The organism is Haladaptatus sp. ZSTT2 (assembly GCF_037081775.1).
GTDB lineage: Archaea > Halobacteriota > Halobacteria > Halobacteriales > Halococcaceae > QDMS2.
Map to the genome: position 1 here is coordinate 1,062,496 of NZ_JBAMHQ010000001.1, position 16,343 is coordinate 1,078,838.

At 61.9% G+C, this 16,343-nt stretch carries 17 protein-coding genes; 6 read left to right on the top strand and 11 right to left on the bottom strand.

Going from position 1 to position 16,343, the window contains the following annotated elements:
* Positions 1-42: 42 nt before the first annotated feature.
* Together V5N13_RS05910 and V5N13_RS05915 are read right to left on the bottom strand one after the other, a co-directional pair.
* Positions 43-927: a Vms1/Ankzf1 family peptidyl-tRNA hydrolase gene (locus tag V5N13_RS05910; RefSeq protein WP_336360004.1), complete on the bottom strand. Its 885-nt coding sequence runs from the start codon at positions 925-927 to the stop codon at positions 43-45.
* 31 nt (positions 928-958) lie between these two features.
* Positions 959-1,318: a DUF5802 family protein gene (locus tag V5N13_RS05915; protein WP_442904947.1), complete on the bottom strand. Its 360-nt coding sequence runs from the start codon at positions 1,316-1,318 to the stop codon at positions 959-961.
* A gap of 98 nt (positions 1,319-1,416) precedes the next feature.
* Between V5N13_RS05915 and V5N13_RS05920 the strand changes: the two genes are divergently transcribed.
* Positions 1,417-2,043 carry a DUF1405 domain-containing protein gene (locus V5N13_RS05920; protein WP_336360005.1) on the top strand — a complete coding sequence of 209 codons (627 nt, stop codon included), beginning with the start codon at positions 1,417-1,419 and terminating at the stop codon, positions 2,041-2,043.
* A 175-nt stretch (positions 2,044-2,218) separates the two neighbouring features.
* On the opposite strand, the gene V5N13_RS05925 is transcribed toward V5N13_RS05920, so the two are convergent.
* Together V5N13_RS05925 and V5N13_RS05930 are read right to left on the bottom strand one after the other, a co-directional pair.
* Positions 2,219-3,565 (bottom strand): RNA-guided endonuclease InsQ/TnpB family protein, encoded by a 1,347-nt coding sequence (locus V5N13_RS05925; protein ID WP_336360006.1) that lies wholly within the window; start codon positions 3,563-3,565, stop codon positions 2,219-2,221.
* Positions 3,566-3,628: 63 nt separating this feature from the next.
* On the bottom strand, positions 3,629-4,333 hold the full coding sequence (locus V5N13_RS05930; protein ID WP_336360007.1) for a TrmB family transcriptional regulator: 705 nt from the start codon (positions 4,331-4,333) through the stop codon (positions 3,629-3,631).
* A 328-nt stretch (positions 4,334-4,661) separates the two neighbouring features.
* On the opposite strand from V5N13_RS05930, the gene V5N13_RS05935 reads away from it, so the two are divergent.
* Positions 4,662-5,324: an ArsR/SmtB family transcription factor gene (locus V5N13_RS05935; protein ID WP_332899934.1), complete on the top strand. Its 663-nt coding sequence runs from the start codon at positions 4,662-4,664 to the stop codon at positions 5,322-5,324.
* On the opposite strand, the gene V5N13_RS05940 is transcribed toward V5N13_RS05935, so the two are convergent.
* The gene (locus V5N13_RS05940; RefSeq protein WP_336360008.1) at positions 5,321-5,779 is read right to left on the bottom strand and encodes a hypothetical protein; all 459 of its coding nucleotides are present in this window, start codon (positions 5,777-5,779) and stop codon (positions 5,321-5,323) included. The genes V5N13_RS05935 and V5N13_RS05940 overlap by 4 nt on opposite strands.
* 282 nt (positions 5,780-6,061) lie before the next feature.
* On the opposite strand from V5N13_RS05940, the gene V5N13_RS05945 reads away from it, so the two are divergent.
* The 3 genes from V5N13_RS05945 to V5N13_RS05955 all read left to right on the top strand — a co-directional run bounded on the left by V5N13_RS05945 (position 6,062) and on the right by V5N13_RS05955 (position 9,187).
* The gene (locus V5N13_RS05945) at positions 6,062-6,958 is read left to right on the top strand and encodes a hypothetical protein (protein ID WP_336360009.1); all 897 of its coding nucleotides are present in this window, start codon (positions 6,062-6,064) and stop codon (positions 6,956-6,958) included.
* 88 nt (positions 6,959-7,046) lie between these two features.
* Positions 7,047-8,288 carry a Glu-tRNA(Gln) amidotransferase subunit GatD gene (gatD, locus tag V5N13_RS05950; protein WP_332899937.1) on the top strand — a complete coding sequence of 414 codons (1,242 nt, stop codon included), beginning with the start codon at positions 7,047-7,049 and terminating at the stop codon, positions 8,286-8,288.
* A complete protein-coding gene (locus tag V5N13_RS05955; protein ID WP_336360010.1) occupies positions 8,279-9,187 on the top strand; it encodes a GNAT family N-acetyltransferase in 909 nt (302 codons plus the stop codon). Before gatD ends, V5N13_RS05955 begins: the two co-directional genes overlap by 10 nt.
* Here V5N13_RS05955 and V5N13_RS05960 read toward each other — a convergent pair.
* The 3 genes from V5N13_RS05960 to V5N13_RS05970 are packed head-to-tail and all read right to left on the bottom strand — an operon-like array spanning position 9,174 to position 11,893.
* Complete coding sequence (locus V5N13_RS05960) at positions 9,174-9,452, bottom strand: ubiquitin-like small modifier protein 1 (protein WP_336360011.1); 279 nt, start codon at positions 9,450-9,452, stop codon at positions 9,174-9,176. The two genes, V5N13_RS05955 and V5N13_RS05960, sit on opposite strands and share 14 nt — an antisense overlap.
* Positions 9,453-9,500: 48 nt before the next feature.
* Complete coding sequence (locus V5N13_RS05965) at positions 9,501-10,661, bottom strand: TrkA C-terminal domain-containing protein (protein ID WP_336360012.1); 1,161 nt, start codon at positions 10,659-10,661, stop codon at positions 9,501-9,503.
* Positions 10,658-11,893, bottom strand: a complete 1,236-nt coding sequence (locus tag V5N13_RS05970) for a potassium channel family protein (RefSeq protein ID WP_336360013.1) — start codon at positions 11,891-11,893, stop codon at positions 10,658-10,660. The genes V5N13_RS05965 and V5N13_RS05970 overlap by 4 nt, the downstream gene beginning before the upstream one ends.
* 96 nt (positions 11,894-11,989) lie before the next feature.
* On the opposite strand from V5N13_RS05970, the gene V5N13_RS05975 reads away from it, so the two are divergent.
* A complete protein-coding gene (locus V5N13_RS05975) occupies positions 11,990-13,162 on the top strand; it encodes an NAD-binding protein (protein WP_336360014.1) in 1,173 nt (390 codons plus the stop codon).
* On the opposite strand, the gene V5N13_RS05980 is transcribed toward V5N13_RS05975, so the two are convergent.
* The 3 genes from V5N13_RS05980 to V5N13_RS05990 are packed head-to-tail and all read right to left on the bottom strand — an operon-like array spanning position 13,159 to position 16,318.
* Positions 13,159-14,640, bottom strand: a complete 1,482-nt coding sequence (locus V5N13_RS05980; protein ID WP_332899943.1) for an HPP family protein — start codon at positions 14,638-14,640, stop codon at positions 13,159-13,161. The genes V5N13_RS05975 and V5N13_RS05980 overlap by 4 nt on opposite strands.
* A gap of 37 nt (positions 14,641-14,677) precedes the next feature.
* Positions 14,678-15,403, bottom strand: coding sequence for a nucleoside phosphorylase (locus tag V5N13_RS05985; RefSeq protein ID WP_336360015.1), 726 nt, complete (start codon positions 15,401-15,403; stop codon positions 14,678-14,680).
* A gap of 45 nt (positions 15,404-15,448) precedes the next feature.
* Positions 15,449-16,318 (bottom strand): carbohydrate kinase family protein, encoded by an 870-nt coding sequence (locus tag V5N13_RS05990; RefSeq protein ID WP_336360016.1) that lies wholly within the window; start codon positions 16,316-16,318, stop codon positions 15,449-15,451.
* Between the last annotated feature and the right edge of the window lie 25 nt (positions 16,319-16,343).

The following is a 16,343-nucleotide window of genomic DNA, read 5'->3' on the forward strand; positions in this document are numbered from 1 at the left end:
GGGTTCCTTAATTCTCGCGGAGACGGAGACAGGCGAGCGCGGTCAGACACTCGACAGTCTGGTCGTCCAAAAGTCGCGGAACGCGTCCGCGAGCGCCTCTTCGGGCTCGCCCGTGGCGTCGACCGTCCGCGTCGCGTCTGCGTGGGGCTTGAATTTTCCCAACACAGTTCGCTCGCCGACGACGATGAGGCGGTCTGCATCGGTCTGTTCGACCGCCTCCAAACAGCGTTCGACGTGGTCTGCAATCTGCCCCTCGCGGATGCGCTCGAACCGTCCCTGCGAGAAGCCACCCTTCGAGTGGTTGCTCTTTACGTCGGTCTCGAAGCCGGTGAGCGAGACGCGCTCGCGGCCCTCGTACTCACCGAGGGCGAACAGGTCAGACCGGACGAGCGCGAACGCGAAGGTTCCCGTCGGCTCGAACCATCCGCGGTCGAACGCGAAGTGGTCGTCCCACGATGTGCGTTCATCGGGTGAAAGCGGCGGTTCGAGGACGACGCTCACGAGGCCTGCATCGTCGCCGAAAAAGACGCAGGGAGCCGCCCGCGAGACGAGTGCGGCGCGGTCGCCGAGCAGGTCGGTGAGTTCAGTGGGCAAGTCGTCTGTCACCACTGCAGAGAGCGCGCCCTCCGGCCCAGTCTCGACCGATTCGAGTCGAGTGAGCACCTCTGAGAGACGGTCGCCGCGGAGGCGCTCCGCTGTGCGAACCGAGAGCGACTGCTCGCCGTCGGGTTGGCCGAGTTTGCCTTCGAGGCCCGCAATCTGGTCTTCGAGGCGGTTTACGCGCTCTTCTGCTTGCTGGCGGGCGTGGGAAGCGTCGGCGCGGCGTTCCTGTTCGGCCGAAAGCTGGCGTTCGAGGTGGCGTTTTTCCGATTCGAGTGCCTCGATTCGCTCCTTTAGCTCCGTGCGGCCGAGCAGGTCGTCAAACATCGGTCGAACTCGGGGACGAATCCCCTTAAAATCAGGCGACTGTGCCGGCGATTCTGAGCAGTTGCTGGGCGCGCTCGCCGTGAGCGAGCCACACCTCGCGGCGCTCTGGTGGATTATCGAGTCTGAGTGCCTCGTTCAGCGATGCGGGCACGGCGAGGGTGTACTCCGGGACCCCCGCGTCTCCGTGAACCGAAAAGTGGCAGGTGCCGAGTTTCATGACGAGCGGGTAGTCTGTGCGGGCGACCCCCGCCGTCGCGTAGACCTGTTCGTTCACCTGCTCGTGTTGGGAGTGGTGCATCAGTGCAACGTCGCCGTCGTACGGTTCGACGTAGAGCTGGCCGACGTAGTAGCCACTTGAGAATCGCTCAAACATACTGGTATGTGTAATCATACCATAGTTTGGCTGATAAGTGTTTGCCGGCACGTTTATGTTGCCGTGCAAACACGGCACACGACACGCCTTTGACGGCGCGGCCCACCACTTTGAGTATGATTCCGGAGCGCTACGCGCGTTACTACCTCGAAAACGCGCCGAGCCTCACATGGCTCATCTTCGCCAACTCCGTTGCCATCCTCGTCGGCATCCGATTTTACGTCGAGACGATGCCCGACGTTTCGACCTTCCTCTGGCCGTTTTACACCGATTCGCCGGTCGCCGTGTTCTTCGCCACCCTCTCGCTCATGGCGCTCGTCCCGAACCTCGGCAAACGACTCGACGAGGCACCCCAAAACCTCGCACTGTGCTATCTGCACACGATTGCGTTCGTCTGGCTCGTCAAGTATGGCATCTGGACGGCGCTCGCACTGAATCTCGGCTTCTCCCAATACTTCCCCGAGGTGTGGGCGTACTTTGGCATCATTCTCACCCACCTCGGATTCGTCGGTGAGGCCTACCTCATGCCCCACTACGGGAAAACCACCCGCGGGGCGCTCGCCGCCGCCCTCGGGCTGATGTTCGTAAACGACTTCATCGACTACGGGCTTGGCCTCCACCCGCCGCTTCGCTACGAACCCGGGCTTGCGTTGCCCGTGTTGACCGTGATACTGTCCGTGCTCACGGTCTGGCTCGCCTCGCGGGCGTTCGACCGGTACGACGCGACCGCAACCCAGCACTGACGCCGTCGTCTCGTCACTCACTCTTGTGGTAGTCGCTCTGTCGAAATGAGACGGTGGGCGATAACGACTAATCCATTTCTCAGACCGCTCGCGTAAACCGCGTGCTCTTCGGTCGCGTCCACCCCCGTTTCTCCATCCGGCTGGATGGAACTCACGAAGAGGTTCGATTTATCGGTCAGTAACCCACGACTGAAGTCGTGGGCTTGTCAGTGGACTCCCCTTCTGACTCCGTAACGGAGTAGGCGTGGAAATCGCCATTCAGGTTCAGTGTCCCTGACGCTAGCGCACACTGACAGGGTGCGCCTCCACCCGAAGACTTCTGCCCCGAGTGGAGTTTCTTGAAAAGTTTGTGAGCGATGTTCTTGCTCGCGTTGTAATCCGCGTTCAGTTCGTACTCGCACTTCTGACACACGAACTGGTGTTTTGACCGCCGATTCGATTCATGCGTAAACCCACACGAAGAACACCGCTGAGACGTGTACGCAGGACTCACTTGTATGACCACGACACCGAGCATCTCGGTTTTGTATTCGACGTACTGGTAGAGGCGTCGGAACGCCCACGCGTGGAATCGCTTTGCACCAACCATCCGTTTGCGAATATCAGTCAGGTTCTCGAACGCGATGTGCGTACAGCCGTGGTCGCGGGCTTCTTCGAGAATCTGAGTCGACGCTCGGTGTAACTCGTCTTGCATCCAACGGTGTTCACGGTCGTTCATCGACTGAATCGACAGGTGTGCGGACCGCGTACCTGTCTGTTGCATCGACCCGCGAGTCTTCTCAAACTCTCGGCGTCGATGATTCATCTCGTCGGCGTTCCCGATGAACGCGCCAGTGGAAGTCACAGCAAGCGAGCCGTCCACGTTCAGGTCAACACCAAGGACTGTTCTGTGCTTGGCGTCCTCAGAACGCGAAGCGTTCTGATGGGCTGCATCAGACGCTGTCTGATGAACGTCAGAAGAATCAGCAGTGGACTGCTCGTCTGTGGTTCGGCGCATCCGTGCGTGGAGGTAGAACGACTCTGTGGGGCGGTCGTACTGCAACGTGGACATACGAAACTCGTAATCTTCGTTCAGCAGATATTCGCCAATCGGTGTTCCTTCGGGGTTGTCGGGAATCACGTAGTCGCACTCAACGCGACCGTTTACCGTTGAGAGGGAAACGTGGTCGCGGTGGAACGTCGCACTTCGCTTGTCGTAGACGACGCTCCACGCATCGAAGTGTGGTTGGCTGGTGTTGTCGCCTTTCTTGAGGCGGGCGACACCGCTTTTGGTGGCCTCGATAGCACGCCGAATCCCTTTCTGGAAGAGGTTTGCAGTCAACTCCGTCTCGGTTCGAAGTCGCTCGTAGAGGGCTTTCTCGGCTTTCTGTTTCGAGGTCACGCAGTAGTCGTTTGGGTGTCTCCACGCCCACTCTGCGGTGGTGTTCGCACAGTGGAGGAACTGATTTTTGGTCTGATGGAGGTCGTCGCACCGCTCGTTGGGTACGTCGAGTTTGACTTTGACGGTACGAATCACCTCCATCGTCACTTCACATATTGTGCTGTCTTTTGTAATTGTGCGGGTTAACGTGGGGGTGTCGGCTTGCTATCGCTCGTGGTTGGTAAAATGGATTGTCGGATTCCTCCCACTCCTAAAGGAGTGGGCTTCCTCCTTGAATCTCTGTCGGATTCCTCCTTGAATCTCTGTGAGAAGGAGACGCCCAACCGCTGCTTCGCCCTCTATATGTGGGCCTGTCAGCCAGTCCAACCCGGATTCGAACACGCGTATCGAGGGAAACTCTTCTGAGAGTTTCGCGATAACCGACGGTGAGGATCCCCCAACGATGACCATGACACCACGGTCTTGTGCCGATTCGAGGCGTTCGAACAGCCTGTGGGAGAGCATCGCTTCGTCAGCGAGCACGAGGACGATTTCGGCGTCCGCACTGTCGATGAGTTCGATTGTCCGAGATTCGATTGCATTCCGATTGTTTAGCGTCCACACTTCCGCAGGTTCCGAGTCCGATTTCGTGACTGGTTTGCTGAGAGTGCTCAACGACTGTTGGAGCGTGTCGATTCGGTCCAGATACTGCAGTCGAAGGGTTTCGGTTGCCTCCACAACGGAGACGGCTCGAAAGCGGCGAGGATTGCCGTGTTGGACGGATACCAACCCCTCTGCCTCCAACACCCGAATCGCGTCGTACACTCGCGTTCGAGGGATGTCTGAGAGCTCGCTTATCTCCTTTGCAGTACCAGCAAGATTAGTGTGACTGTCACTGAGTTGCGTAAAATCCGGATTTGGGTGAAACAAACCCCTATAACGTGGGGCTGCAATGATCCATTGCGTACTCCGTCACAGGTGCGCATCTTCGACGTGGGGTCGAAGAGGGGGATTCGCTTCGGAGCAGAGGGGGTTAAAGAAGGGTATTCGCTTCGGAGCAGGGGGAGACACGGGGTCCACTGCTTGTCCACTGATTCACGCCGTGCGATCATCAGATGGTCGATTCGAGTGAATCGGTGGGCGTGTAATTCGTCAATACGTCAATGAGTTTGCGACTGCTACGCAGAGCGGTTCTACTCGCCGGACCGACTTCGGCGGTGAGGTATGCTTTTCCCCACAGGCTACCAAAGAGTTACTAATGGACTCGGCCGCCCTGCTTGACTTACTCGGAAACGAAAATCGCCGGCGCATCCTGCGATTGCTCGCACGCAAACCGTGCTACGTGACCGAAATCAGCGAGTACCTCGGGGTCAGCCCAAAGGCGGTCATCGACCACCTCCGCAAACTCGAAGACGCCGGGCTCGTCGAAAGTCGCACCGACGACCAGCGACGCAAATACTTCCACATCGCCCGGAACCTCCGGCTCGAAGTGAACGTCTCACCCTACAGTTTCGGCACGAAAAGCGCCTATCCAGCGAGTTCGAGCCTCGACATGACGACGACGTGTCGCCACCTCACCCTCGACGTGAAAACCGCGAGCACGAACAGCGACACCTCGGTCGAAGAAGTCGTCTCGGAACTCGCCAGCTTAGAGCAATTAGAAAGCGAGCTGTCGATGGCCCAACGCTGGGTACAGGGCCGCCTCACCGACGTGATGGACCGGCTCTCTGAGTACGTCGGCGATGCGAACGCCCGGCTGTTTACCGACATTCTACGAGCGATGGCGGGCGGTGCGGACACGGTCGCCAAAATCTCGACCGTCATCGAAGCCCCCTACCCCATCGTCGAAGATTCGCTCTATCAGCTCAACGAGCGCGGCCTCGTGTACTTCGACAACGGCGTGTGGAAAATCGCGGATTAAAGCTCTCTTGTGAAGCCGTCTTTCAGGTCGCGTCCGACGTAGAAGCCAGCGATAGCGAGGCCGAAGCCCGCGCCAGCGCTGAACACCGCGAGCGGGACGCCAAGGCCCACCGCGGTCAGGAGTAGGTTTCCGAGAAGCGCACTCACGCCGGAGACGAGTGCCCCCGCCGCACCGATTTCGAGGTAGCGACGACCGTCTGCGAGAAGGCCGAGCACGAACGCGACGACTGTGAGTCCGGCGAGGCTTCCAAGCGGGCCAAACGGGAGGACGGCGCCGCCGACGAACAGCCCAACGAGCGTGCCGACGAGTGCGAGGAGGAAGAATTTCGGGTCGAACAGCCGCGTGAGCCGGGGTGCGCGCGGGCGAAAGCGTGAGAGTCGACTCGTGTCCGACTCTTCTTGCTGGCTCGCGCTTGTCGGGCGCGTTCGCGTGAGTTCGTCTGTACGCTCTGCCATAGCGGGTGGTTCGCGCGCCGAGAATAAGGGCCTTGTGCGGCGGACGCTTGACGCGAGGCGTCCATAGTAGTAGTCGCATAACCGCTGGTTCTCGGCTGCCTACTAGTTGGAAGTTTGTAATTAACTAATGGAGCAGTCGTGGGAGTTGCGGATAGTTCCGCTCCGGAATCCACGAAGATGACGGCGTTAATGGGAGCTTTGACCGGACAGAGCCGGTTTGGAAGGCTCCTGCCGGGCCGAGAGAATATGTTGGGACGGATAGGGGGGAACTGGAGAACAACAATGAATTTCACTCGACGGCAGGCACTCAAGGGTATCGGGATGGCAGGGATTGTGGGCGGCGTAAGTGCATTCGCACTGAGCGGCTCTGCAGCAGCAGCGATGACAAGCGAGATAACGGCATCGAATCCCGGCGTAGTTCGCAATGATGACGGGAACATTACCGAGGTATACGTGGTTCCAAAGGTGTACACGGAGTGGCGCAACTTCGACGAAGTGCCACTGAAGCTCCGGTACATCCTAGAAGCAGGCATCGACGGGCAGGGCTACTCGCCCGTATATCGCGAGACGCCGTGGCTGTTTACGGATAACAATGACAAACTCGGCACCGCGACCCACAGCACCACCGACCGATTCCCGGACGCAGGCCGCGTGCCGCTCGCAACGGGGAACTCTGCGTTTTACAACATCAACGGCAACGGCGACTTCGTCTCGCCTGACGACGGGAGCGTCATCGTCCCACCGAAAATCGTCCTCTACAAAGAAGGGGAGGGCGCGTACTACGACGAACCGACCGACTACGACGGGCACACCGGTGGATCCGGGATGGACCACTGGACGGGGGCGAGTCTCGGCAGTGACTCAGGCGACTACGCCAACGGCAACTACGGCGTTATCGGCAATACGGACATGCTCGACCAAGACACAGACGGCGACTCGAAGACGACGACCATCTGGCTCCGGTTCTCGACCGTTCTCCTCGACGGCGCGTCTGAGTCGCTGATGCAGGCTGAATATCCGGCGTACAGCGGTTCTGCTGGCTACACCTACGAACGCCTTCGAAACATCGCCGGGAGCAACCCGTGTGTCTCCGTCTCGGAGACCTCGTTCGAGATAAGCGTCGAGAACGAACCCGCGGAGATGGGAAGCAACGCAAGGGCGAATCCGGGCGTCAACTAACCGAACCAGCGGCGTTTTTCGGTCGTTTCTGTCCAGCCATCATGTGAAGATGGCAGGGTTCAAGTCCAGTCACGCGGTAGCGGGGCGTATGAACCCAGGGGACCGCGTCCGTGTCGAACGCGGCGGCCAGACCTACGACGGTGTGTTGCTGCCATCGACCACCCACGAGACGCTCGTCGTCAAGCTAGACGGCGGGTACAACGTCGGTATCAACCGCGCAGACGCCGAAGTCGAAGTACTCGAATCTGACGTGTATCAAATCGAACCGGGCCAAACGAGCGACGTGTCCGAAGTCGAATTTGATGAGGACCTGCCGACCATCGCGCTCATCTCGACCGGTGGCACCATCGCCTCGACGGTGGATTATCGCACCGGCGCGGTGACCGCCCAATTCGACGCAGAAGACGTGCTTCGCGCCGTCCCCGACCTCGCAGGCCGGGCAAACTACCGCGGGCGCGTCGTCGCAAACATCCTCTCTGAGAACATGACGCCCGACGTGTGGCAAGACCTCGCCCACGCCATCTACGAGGAAATCGAAAACGGCGCAGACGGCGTCGTCGTCATGCACGGCACCGACACGATGCAGTTCACCGCGAGCGCGATGGCGTTCATGCTCGAAACGCCCGTCCCCATCGTCTTCACCGGGAGCCAGCGCTCTGCAGACCGCCCATCTTCTGATAACGTGATGAACGCCGTCTGCGCGGTCGAAGCCGCGAAAAGCGACTGCGCGGAAGTGCTCCTCTGTATGCACGCGACCGAGAGCGACACGACCTGCGCGCTCCACGAGGGCACGCGCGTCCGGAAGAATCACACCTCCCGGCGCAACGCCTTCGAGACCATCGGCGCGGCCCCGCTCGGCGAAATCGACTACGACACAGAAGAACTCACCTTCCGCCGCGAGTACACGAAACGCGGCGAGCGCGACCTCGACATCGCGCCCGACATCGAAACCGACGTCGAACTCATCAAGTTCACACCGGGCATGGACACTGCCTTCCTCGATGTGTTAGAAGGCAAAGCAGGCGTCGTCATCGAGGGCACGGGCCTCGGCCACGTTCACACTGACTGGATCGACAGCATCGAGTCTCTCGTCTCCGACGGCACCGTCGTCGTCATGACCAGCCAGTGTCTCGCCGGGCGCGTCTGTGACCGCGTCTATGACACCGGTCGCGACCTGCTGGATGCGGGCGTCGTCGAAGGCGAAGACATGCTCCCCGGCACGGCCAAAGTCAAGCTGATGTGGGCGCTCGCCAACGCAGACGACGTGGCGGGCACGATGCAGACGCCGCTCGCAGGCGAGATTACGCCGCGGTCTGTGCCATGGAACTGACGGTCAGAGGAATCCGCGACACCGACGTGGACGCCATCGTCGCATTCACCCAAGAGACGTGGGCAGACCGCGAGGTCGGCGACCACATCCCGCGCGTGCTCGAAGACTGGATTGACACCGAGGGCGACACCCAGAAAACGTTCGTCTTAGACGCGGGCGACGACATCGCGGGTCTCTGTCAAGGCGTGCTGCTCTCGGACCACGAAGCGTGGGCACAGGGCATGCGCGTGAATCCCGAATTTCGCGGAAACGGCGTGAGCCGCACGCTCACGAACGCGCTGTTCGACTGGGCCGCACAGCAAGGCGCGACTGTCGCGCGGAACATGGTGTACTCGTGGAACATCGGCGGCCTCGGCCAGTCGCGCGCCACGGGCTTTTCCCCCGCCACCGAGTTCCGATGGGCGAAACCCGAACCCGACGCAGACGCACAACCCGACCTCACCGTCGAAGCCGACCCGGCGGCGGCGTGGAGCTACTGGAACCGCTCTGAGGCGCGCACGCACCTCGTCGGCCTCGGTCTCGATTTGACCGAATCGTGGGCGGTCTCGGAACTCACGCTCGAAAAGCTGCGCACGCTCGCGTCCGACGACGCCGTCTTCGCGGTCAAAGAAGAGGGCACGCGGGCGATGGCCTACCGCAATCGCACGTTCGAGCACACGACCGACGAGGGCGAAACCCGGAGTTACGCCGAGTACGGCGTCGGCGCGTGGGAGGACGCACAAGCCGCGCGCTCGCTGTTCGCCGCACTTAGCCGAGACGCTGCCCGACAGGGCGCGGACAACGCGCGCGTCCTCATCCCTGAAACCGTCCGTCACGTAAGCGACGTGGCGACCGCTCGGGTCCCGGTGAGCAGTGAACCTGATTTCGTCCTCGAAGCAGACCTGACTACCCGCCGCTGACCGGCGGGAACAGCGCGAGTTCGTCACCGGCTTCGAGCACGGTGTCGAGCCCTTCACTTTCTGCGAACGGACTCCGCCCGTTTCGCAACAGCCGAATGTGTTCGTGGAGCGTGCCGTCTTCGTCGTACACCTCCGCGCGGAGCGCCGGGTGCTGTTCGATGAGGGCGGTGAGGGCGTCACCGAGCGTGTCGCCGGGTTCGGTGGCCACGCTGACCTCCTTTTCCCCGGCGGCTTCTGCAAGATTCGCAAAGAGCTTCCACTGCATGCGGGTGTCTACCGGACGCGACAGCAAAAAGGCTCGCCGTCAGGGCGTTCACTGGGAGGGTTGTTTCGACGGGCCCGTGACCGCTTCGAGTCGCCGGAGTTCGTCGGGCCGGACGATCGCGTAGATGGTGTCACCGGCTTCGAGAACGTGACCGCGGGCGGGAATCGCCGTGACGCCACCGGACTGTGGTTTGACGGCGACGACGGTGGTGTCGAGGGTGCCGAGGGTCGTCCCGACGAGCGCACTCGACTCGTGGACGGTGACCGCCCCCATCGTCTCGTCTGCCACGCGAAGCAGGGAGGCGAACTCGCGGTCTGGCAACGGTTCGGATGGCATCGTGATGAGGCGATAGGACTCCTCGGCCGAGAGCCGGTCTGTGTCCGCCGCGTCGACGACGACAGTGACGACATCCTCGACGGCGGCCCTGAGTTCTGCGGCCGTCACGAGTTCCGGTTCTGGGCCTGACTTCCAGATTTGGACGAGGTCGCCCGCGCTCGCGCCGTGGGCCGGGTCTGCGCGGATGGCGACGGCGGCTTTCCCCGGCGGTAAGGTTGGCCCGAGTCCGGCCGCTCGACTCCCGATGGCGAAGAACGTGACCGCTCCGCTTTCGTCCAACTCAATGTCGACGTGGCCGACGTTGTAATCTTCTTTCAGCCGGGAGACGAGACGGGTTTTCAGTTCACCAACGGTGAGCCGACGCGGGAAGACAAGTGAGATACCCGCGAGTTTCTCCTTGGTCGCGTCGTCTACCGGGTCGTAGCCCTCGATATCTTGGATGTCGTCCGGCAACGTGACCGTAATCGTCCGGCCGACCGATTGGACGAGTTGGCTCATCTCGCGGTTCAGGTCTTTGACCCCCGAGATGGCGAAAAATCGCACGGCAAGGTCGTCGCCAATCTGGTGGCCAAGCGACGCGCCGAAGCCGCCGACGACGAACGACGCAATCGTGACGATGGCGTTCGTTTCGAGGCCGTCTAAGTTGCCCGCGGTGATGACTTGCTTCAGCGCCAAGTCGGTGTTGAGCCAAAGCGACACCGCAGCGAGGCCAACGAGAATGGCGACGTTGATGGGGGGTTTCTGGCGGGAGTACCAGCGGTAGACAAACGTGAGCGCGAGCGCACTCGTGAGGGCAAGCAGCCCCATTCCGACGACCGATAAGAGCGCACTGAGGTCAAACAGCACCTCCAACAGCTCTGAGATGACCGTCACGCGGCCACCTCCGCGAACCCGGCGAGCGCGTCGCGGGTACCGACGACGAACAGTTCGTCACCGGCGGCGAGCATCGTCTCGCCGCGTGGAGCGAACACCCACCCGCGTGCGGAGCCGTTGGTGTCCGCCTTCGGAGAGCGCTTGACCGCGAGCACCGCTACGTCGTAGGTGCTTCTGACCGCAATGTCGCCAAGCGTCCGGCCGTCGAGGTCACCACCGGTTCTGACAGTGAGTTTCTTGAAACGCTTGCCCGCCCGGCGGAGCAGGGAGACGAGTTCGTACTCCCGGCGGGTGCCGCGCGCTTGCGTGACGACGCGCCCGGTTTCGATGCCGAGCAGTTGTTTTGCGTCCGTGCGGTCTACCGCGACGGTGATACGGCCCTCACCGCCGGTCGTTGTCGGCGCGTGTGGCGCGGGAATCGGGGTTTCGTCGTCTTCTGCGGGCGTTTCACCCGGTGGCTGGTCGCTACCCCCGTCGGACTGGGCGGCGACGACTGGCCCGGTGACCGAGCCAGCGGTCGTCTGTAACACCACTTCGTCGCCGCGGGCGACGCCGGTCGGAAGCAGCGCCTCGATCGAGATGGCACGCTTGCCCTTTGGCACCCGGCGGGAGAGTCGGCCACTCGGTGGGGCGGCGTTCACGCTTGCTTTTGCATTCGCGTCGACGGTCACCGAGACGTCCGCGAGGTCGTGGTCGTTTCGCAGCCGGTCTGCGAGACGGGTTTCGAGTTCCGAGAGCGGGAGGTCTGGCGGAACGGTGAGTTTCGACTCTTTGATTGTCTTTCTGAGGTCTGCAGACAGCGGCGGATACCCCTCCATGTCGCCAACGGGGCCGACGATATCGAGTTGGATTTCGCCGCGAACGCCGACGCGATTGAGCACGTCGCGCGAGAGTTTCTGCTCGCGCAGGCGTTTAAGCGAGAGGCGCTTTGGGAACTCCGCGCCGAGTTTGTCGCCCATCGAGTGGGTGTAGAGCGTAATCATCATCACGACGATGGCGGCGACGAGCAACATTGGCGAACTCTGGACTGCCGGGTCGATAAGCCCGAGCAGGCCACCGTTGATACCGGCGATAGCAACCCCGAGGGTGACGACACCGAAGCCGGGGAGGGTGACGCCGGTGAAGTATTTGAACAGAAACCCGAGCGTGAAGGCAATGAGACCGGGAAGCAGTCCCGTCAAGAGCCCGAGGTAGATGCCAAACAGCACCTGAAGTGGAAGGGCCTGAACCATACGTGTCCCACTCATCGTGTCACTTTACCATTACCGGAACACTGCACCGAAACACAAGTCGAGGTTTATATACTATCACGAAACAAACAACGGTACATGAACCGGAGGCGCTCGTGGTACAGCATTCGTCTTGCGATTTTGCTGACCCTCGCAGTGGCGTTGCTGTCGTTTGCGACGGGCGTGGCGAACATCGCGACGCCGACCGTCGTTCCCGGGCCACTCAGCCCCTACGTCCCCGACACCGTCCAGCAAACGACCGGATTTACGGGCGCGCTCACCGGGTTTTTACTGGTTCTCAGCGCCGTTGGCCTGCGTCGTGGACTCAGAGCCGCGTGGCTTTCGACGATGGTGTTTCTCCCACTCACCGCAGCACAGGGGCTCCTCCAGTCGAACTCGCTTTCTTTGCCACTCGTCGCGCTCTCGTTGCTCGCGCTGCCGGTCGTGGGGTTCAATCGAAAGCGCTTCACGCAGGACATCTCGCTGAGCACGACCCAACTGGGTGCGCTCACGGCGATTATCGGCGCACAGATTTACGGCACCGTCGGCACCTACGCCCTGCGCGAGCAGTTCGGCGGCGTCAACAACCTCACCGACGCCTTCTACTACACGCTCGTCACCGCGAGTACGGTCGGCTACGGCGATGCGTCACCGACCACGCAGGTCGCCCGCCTGTTCGGGATGAGCGTCATCGTCATCGGCACCGCCAGCTTCGCCATCGCGCTCGGGTCGGTGCTCGGCCCCGCAATCGAAGCACGCTTCAGCAGAGCACTTGGTATCATGAACGAATCACAACTCGCAACCTTAGAAGACCACGTCATCGTCCTCGGCTACGGCGAACTGACCGAACCGATTTTAGAAGAATTACAGGAGACGACCGCGTTCGTCGTCATCGTCCCCGACAAAGAACACACCACAGAACTCGCAGAGCGCGACTACAAAGTCATCACCGGCGAGCCATCAGACGAAGACGTCCTCGAACGCGTCGGCATCGACCGCGCGCGAGCGGTGGTCGCCGCGACCAACTCAGACGCAGAAGACGCCCTCTCGATTCTCACTGCGCGCCAACTCAATCCGAACATCAGAATCGTCGCCGCAGCAACCGAACGCGAGAACATCCGGAAGCTAAAACGCGCCGGAGCAAACACCGTCATCAGCCCGGCGGTCATCGGCGGGCACTTACTCGTCCAGTCAGCGCTTGGCCAGCGCGGCATGGAGGACTTCGCAGACCGCATTCTGGACGTGGACGAAGAGCACACAGACGCCGTCTAATCGAGGGCTGGCAACGGGTGCTTGCCGCGGTCGACGATGACGACGTCACTTTCGAGTTCGTGAATCCGCTCGAACGTCGGCGGTGAGATGAGCCGCGAGGCCGCAGAGCGGTCGGTGCTCGCGCCGAGGAAAATCGCGTCGTACTGCGGGGCGTTCGCCGCAAGGAAGGTTTCGATGGTCGCCCGCGAGACCCGCGTTTCGAGGTTGCCTTCGAAGGCATCGACGAGGTCTGCGAGCATGTTCTCTGCGGCGCGGCGTTGGTTGGGCGCAGTGATACAGTTAGCCACACTCACCCGACCCGTGCGCCCGGCCAACCGAAGGCCGAAGTCAATCATCGCGTGGGCCACGTCGCTTGGCTGGCGGATGGGGACGAGAATGTGCTTCCACCGGGTTCGCCCACCAACAGAGCGGTGGACGGCCACGTCAACCTCGCTGCGAAACAGTGTGCGGACGAACGGCGACAGCGCGCCGTGTCGCTCTTCGTAGGGCGTGACAATCAGGTCGCAGTTGGTCGATTGTGCCGTCTGGATGACCGTCTGTGCGGGCGAGTTGCCATCCACTGCGACGACGACTTCCACGGGAACCCCAACTTTCGTCCGGAGGCGATTCGCCCACGCCTCCAAGTCGGCCGCGGCATCGGTTGCGGCTTTCGTCTCCGCCTGTTCTTCGAGGCTCTGTTCTTCGCCGCCGTCGGTGAGCACCTGTGCGTCGTGGTCGAGCAGTTCGGCTTCGGCCGCCGCGATGGCTTCGTCGTCCACGATATCGAGGAGAACGACCTTCCCCGCGTCGTGGGCCGCAGCGAGGCGCGCGCCGAACATGGCAGAGGTCTCCGGCTGTGCACCCCGCATCGGGACGAGAACGTGGTCGTCGCCTTTCGTCGATTGATACAGGAATCGGGCTCTGCGCTCGTAGAACTGCTGTTTCCAGAAGACGAACGCGAGGGCGACGATTGCACTGGAGGCGGCAACCGAGAGGACGTAATCGAACTGGGTCGAACCAGCGACGAGGGTGAGCAGCGCAGTCGAGAACGCAGAGGGTTCTTCGATGTCGAACACCCACGTCGAAAGCGCCGTGAGAAAGATGCCAAGCCCGGCGCTTATCGCACTGACCGACTGGCCAGTCGGCGCTGGCGTGAACGGGCTGATGGCGACGAGTTCGAACGCGCCCCAGCCACAGAGCGCGCCGATGGTGAGTCCGGCGACGAACTTCCCGGGCTTCGAGTACTTTCCTTCGGGGTCTGCAAACAGCGTGTAGGTGCCAGCGGCGAGTGGGGGGAACAGGAGGAACGAGAGTTGTTCGAGCGAGTTCGAGATGGCGGTAACGGTGGCAATGAGTAACGGGACGAGGACGACAACCGTGAGGTGAATCAGGTTGCGCGTACTCTCGACCCAGCGTCTGAGGTCTCGAATCCGGCGGCGCTCTAACCGCCGAAACCGAGCGTAGTAGGTGGCAGCGCGTTTCCGCACCGTATCGAGCATTGCCAGACGTTCGAAAGTGGCCTTGAAAGGCCTTTCTCTACAGCGAAGTCGTCGCGGTGAGCGCGATGCGGATGGCGCGTTCGACGTTGTTTTTCGCCTTGTCAGGCAGTTCTTCGCCCTCGGTTTCGCCCTTCTGCGTGCCTTCGACGAGGTTGCCGTCCACCGTACAGATGGCTCCGGCGCGCAGGCCCTTGCGACGGGCGAGGGTGAACACGGCGGCGGCTTCCATCTCGACCGAGAGGAGGTTCGCGGCTTCCCACGCCTCGACGAACTCGTCGGTTTCTGCGTAGAACGCGTCGTCGGAGGCGATGGGACCGACGTGCACGTCTTCGTCGTTGGCTTCGGCAGCGTTGACGAGCTCCGTGAGCACGTCGTAGTCGGGGACGGCGGGGAACTCAACGTCCTCGTAGCGCTTTGAGGTGCCTTCGTTTTTCGCCGCACCGGTTGCGACGACCATGTCCCCGATTTCGATTCCCTGTTGCAATGCGCCCGTCGTGCCGACGCGGATGAACGTCTCGACGCCGACGCGAGAGAGTTCTTCGACGGCGATTGCGGCGGAGGGACAGCCGATACCCGTCGAACAGATGGTGAGTTCGCGGCCTTCGAACTCGGCGTTTACGACCTTGTACTCACGATTTTCCGCGACGACTTCCACGTTCTCACACTGCTTTGCAATCCGGTCTACGCGGCCCGGGTCGCCCGGGATGAGTGCGATGTCGGTCACGTCGCCTTCGGAAACGAGGAGGTGGGGCTGTTTTGCCATACGCGCAGTTTTTGTGGCGCGGCAAAAAATACGGCGGGTTCGCGCTCAGTGCGCGGCGAGGAATGCTCTGACGCGGGCTGGCGTGAGCGAGATGCGTGCGCCGACCTGCTGGCTCGCAAGCGCGCCACACGCCGCGGCGAATTCGAGCGAGTCGGGGAGCGAGGAGGCAGCCAGTTGCGAGTGGATGAACCCCGCGGCGAACGCGTCGCCTGCGCCGGTCGAGTCGGTGGTTTCGATGTCGAAGCCGGGATGTGAGGCGAGTTTCCCCTCCGAGATGAGCTGTGCCCCGCCCTCTCCGAACTTGGTGACGACCACTCGGTCGGGGACGTTGAGATCGAATTTTTCAGAGGCTTGCTCCGCTTCGTGCCGGTTGAGAAAGAGGTAATCGACGTGCGGAAACGTCGCGGAGAAGTCACGAGAGGCGACGCGCCGACCCGGGTCGAAGCTGACGGGAACGTCCGCATCAGCCGCGAGTTCAGCGAGGTGGGCTGCGGTGTCCGGGCGCTGGCTCGTCAGGTGGAGGTGGTCTGCGCTCCTGACGTACTCGGCATCCACGTTTTCAGGCGTGACGGCTTCGTTCGCGCCCTTGTTGCCGAGTACCATCACCTCGCCTGTTCGGTCGACGACGAGATATTTCACGGCCGTGTCACCCTCGACTGAAAGGAGGTGTGAGAGATCGAGACCGACCGCAGACAGTTCCTCGCGGGCAGCCACACCATTTTCGTCGGTGCCAACGCTGCCGATGAGTCCAGCGTCCGTGCCAAGCCCGGCGAGGGCGACTGCGGTGTTGGCCGCGCTCCCGCCGCCTGCCTTTTGTTGGGACTCGATGAGCGCCTCGCCGTCGGGTTCGGGGAGGCGGTCTACGCGCAGAGTCAGGTCCCAGTTTACGTGGCCAGCACAGATGACGCGGGGCATTAACACCGCCACTTCGGACGGTGAG

Excerpts from the sequence above, each read along its gene's own strand:
- V5N13_RS05910 (WP_336360004.1), bottom strand. The coding sequence starts at position 927 with ATGTTTGACGACCTGCTCGGCCGCACGGAGCTAAAGGAGCGAATCGAG.
- V5N13_RS05915 (WP_442904947.1), bottom strand. The coding sequence starts at position 1,318 with ATGATTACACATACCAGTATGTTTGAGCGATTCTCAAGTGGCTACTAC.
- V5N13_RS05920 (WP_336360005.1), top strand. The coding sequence starts at position 1,417 with ATGATTCCGGAGCGCTACGCGCGTTACTACCTCGAAAACGCGCCGAGC.
- V5N13_RS05925 (WP_336360006.1), bottom strand. The coding sequence starts at position 3,565 with ATGGAGGTGATTCGTACCGTCAAAGTCAAACTCGACGTACCCAACGAG.
- V5N13_RS05935 (WP_332899934.1), top strand. The coding sequence starts at position 4,662 with ATGGACTCGGCCGCCCTGCTTGACTTACTCGGAAACGAAAATCGCCGG.
- V5N13_RS05940 (WP_336360008.1), bottom strand. The coding sequence starts at position 5,779 with ATGGCAGAGCGTACAGACGAACTCACGCGAACGCGCCCGACAAGCGCG.
- V5N13_RS05945 (WP_336360009.1), top strand. The coding sequence starts at position 6,062 with ATGAATTTCACTCGACGGCAGGCACTCAAGGGTATCGGGATGGCAGGG.
- gatD (WP_332899937.1), top strand. The coding sequence starts at position 7,047 with ATGAACCCAGGGGACCGCGTCCGTGTCGAACGCGGCGGCCAGACCTAC.
- V5N13_RS05955 (WP_336360010.1), top strand. The coding sequence starts at position 8,279 with ATGGAACTGACGGTCAGAGGAATCCGCGACACCGACGTGGACGCCATC.
- V5N13_RS05960 (WP_336360011.1), bottom strand. The coding sequence starts at position 9,452 with ATGCAGTGGAAGCTCTTTGCGAATCTTGCAGAAGCCGCCGGGGAAAAG.
- V5N13_RS05970 (WP_336360013.1), bottom strand. The coding sequence starts at position 11,893 with ATGGTTCAGGCCCTTCCACTTCAGGTGCTGTTTGGCATCTACCTCGGG.
- V5N13_RS05975 (WP_336360014.1), top strand. The coding sequence starts at position 11,990 with ATGAACCGGAGGCGCTCGTGGTACAGCATTCGTCTTGCGATTTTGCTG.
- V5N13_RS05980 (WP_332899943.1), bottom strand. The coding sequence starts at position 14,640 with ATGCTCGATACGGTGCGGAAACGCGCTGCCACCTACTACGCTCGGTTT.
- V5N13_RS05985 (WP_336360015.1), bottom strand. The coding sequence starts at position 15,403 with ATGGCAAAACAGCCCCACCTCCTCGTTTCCGAAGGCGACGTGACCGAC.
- V5N13_RS05990 (WP_336360016.1), bottom strand. The coding sequence starts at position 16,318 with ATGCCCCGCGTCATCTGTGCTGGCCACGTAAACTGGGACCTGACTCTG.